The organism is Pedobacter sp., assembly GCF_035566355.1.
In the GTDB taxonomy this organism is placed as follows: domain Bacteria; phylum Bacteroidota; class Bacteroidia; order Sphingobacteriales; family Sphingobacteriaceae; genus Pedobacter.
Genome location: NZ_DATMRL010000230.1, coordinates 1 through 2276, shown reverse-complemented (window position 1 = coordinate 2276; position 2276 = coordinate 1). Strand labels below are relative to the sequence as shown.

Annotated in this window: 4 protein-coding genes; 2 read left to right on the top strand and 2 right to left on the bottom strand. The window is 41.5% G+C overall.

Translation table 11 applies throughout. The features are described from left to right. Both VNZ46_RS08830 and VNZ46_RS08825 read left to right on the top strand, forming a co-directional pair. Positions 1-346, top strand: a 346-nt coding sequence (locus tag VNZ46_RS08830) for a DUF6266 family protein (protein WP_325559743.1), incomplete at its 5' end; no start/stop codon positions are given. 117 nt (positions 347-463) lie between these two features. Next, on the top strand, positions 464-1315 hold the full coding sequence (locus VNZ46_RS08825; protein WP_325559742.1) for an NmrA family NAD(P)-binding protein: 852 nt from the start codon (positions 464-466) through the stop codon (positions 1313-1315). 50 nt (positions 1316-1365) lie between these two features. On the opposite strand, the gene VNZ46_RS08820 is transcribed toward VNZ46_RS08825, so the two are convergent. Then, positions 1366-1722, bottom strand: coding sequence for a response regulator transcription factor (locus VNZ46_RS08820; protein WP_325559741.1), 357 nt, complete (start codon positions 1720-1722; stop codon positions 1366-1368). Further along, positions 1715-2276, bottom strand: a 562-nt coding sequence (locus tag VNZ46_RS08815) for a sensor histidine kinase (RefSeq protein ID WP_325559740.1), incomplete at its 5' end; no start/stop codon positions are given. The genes VNZ46_RS08815 and VNZ46_RS08820, both read right to left, overlap by 8 nt.

Genomic DNA, 2276 nt, shown 5'->3' with positions numbered 1-2276 from the left:
TTATTCGAAGATCAGTTTCAGTAATGGGAAGCTGGCTTTACCAGACGGACTGGCTGTGGAATCGCTTCCTGCGGCCAAGCTGAAGTTTTCCTGGTTACATGCAGAACCTGATGGTAAGTTGCTGGATGCAACGGATATGGTCACCATATTGGTGTACAACCCGGTTAAGGCGAAGTTTGTTAAAGTAGTGAATGTGGTGCCGAGATCTATAGGCACATATACATTGCAGGTACCAGCAAGCTTCGTGGATGATGATGTACATTGTTACATCAGTTTCAATTCTTCAAAACACAAGGAATTGGTATCTGTGAGTGAGCATCTGGGATTGGTGGGTGTGATGGCTTAATCTTTATAGCCCCCACAATGCCAGTTATATGGCCTGTGGGGGTTTTTGTAGTGAAAATCTCAAACCATCAATGTTTTAGGCTGTTATACTATATATCATTCATTAAAAGACCTTATTATGCATATCATATTAGGAGGTACAGGACATATTGGTTCTGCGTTAGCTGAAGCTTTAATTGCTAAAGGGGAAAAGGTGACAATCGTTTCTCACGATCAAAATAAGAGAGAAGAATGGGAGCAGAAAGGAGCGGAGTTTGCGGTGGTGGACATTTTTGATGAGCAGCCGCTAAGGCAAGTTTTTAATCGAGGAGAACGCTTGTTTTTACTGAATCCTCCAGCGGCTCCTTCTACCGATACCGTTGCCCGGGAAAAGAAAAGTTTAGCTGCTATTTTAAAAGCATTGAATGGTTCTAAAATTAAAAAAGTGGTGGCTGAATCTACTTATGGGGCGCAGCCTGGCGAAGACATTGGGGATTTAGGTGTGTTGTATAGCATGGAACAGGCATTAGGGGAAATGGAAGTACCTGTGAGTATTATTCGTGGCGCTTATTATATGAGCAACTGGGCGGCGTCTTTGGATATGGTGGAGAAGACTGGTCAGCTCTATACTTTATATCCCGCTGGTTTTAAATTGCCGATGGTGGCACCTAAAGATATTGGCCAGGTTGCTGCCAGATTAATGCTGGAACCGGTTGATCAAACCGGTTTGCATTATGTTGAAGGTCCAGAAGAGTATTCGCCCGGGGATGTGGCTGATGCTTTTGCAGAACTATTAAACAAGCCTGTAGAAGTTATCCAAACGCCAAAATCGCAGTGGTTTGCATCCTTGCAAGAAGCTGGTTTTTCAGAAAAGGCGGCGCAGTCTATGGTTGCAATGACTCAGATTACCCTTGAGCAGCATGAAAAAGCAGAAGATCCGGTTCGTGGTCAGACGACTTTAAAGGAATTTATCGCAGAATTGCTGAGATAAATTATCCCCCACTGCCAGTGAATGGACAGTGGGGGATAGTTATCCCAAATTTATAGTAAAGCAGTTATTTTTGCTTCCAGATCATTCATGTCAAATGGTTTGGAAATATAATCATCTGCTCCGGCTTTTTGAGCAATTGCAAATCCTTCTGTGCTGGCAGAATACATGATAACAGGTAAACTGGAAAACTTGGGTTCTGCTTTTATAGTCTTAAGGATTTGATCACCGGATAGTATAGGCATCCAGATGTCGAGCAATAGTAAATCTGGTTTTTCCCTTTCAAGATCTTTTAAAACATTTACACTATTTGCTTCAGTAAAAACCTCAAAGCCGTACTCTTCAATAATCATTGCCATCATTTCCAAAATGCCCGAATCGTCATCACATATCATTATCTTCTTAGCCATTCTTTATCCCCTCTCTTTCCTCATGTATGGGTAAAGTGAAGTTAAATACTGATCCTTTTCCCACTTCACTTTCTGCCCATAATGTACCGCCATGGTTTTTTACAATCTGATCGCTGATGTACAAGCCAATACCCATTCCAGGAAAACGCTTTTGTGTTTCCCCAACCCTGTAAAACCGTGCAAATATTTTCTTCAGTTCCTCATCTTTAATACCCATTCCATGATCTTTGACAGACACCTTGATAAAGTTGCTCACTTTGGATATATAGATTTCTATTTCATTGGCATCAGGAGAATATTTGATGGCATTGCTGACCAGGTTTGTGAGCACCTGTATCAAATGCGATTCATCTCCGTTGAAGTTCACGCCAACTTTACCTTTTGTAATTATTCTATAATGCGGCGTAGCAGTTTGTAAGCCTTCTATCGTTTCGCTGACCATTTTGTCAAAGTCGAAAGGATGCTTATGTAATTCTATATTTCCTGTTTGGATTTTAGATACATCAAGCAATTCGGCCAGTAACTGGTTCAGCCGGTCTACATACATGCTTGTT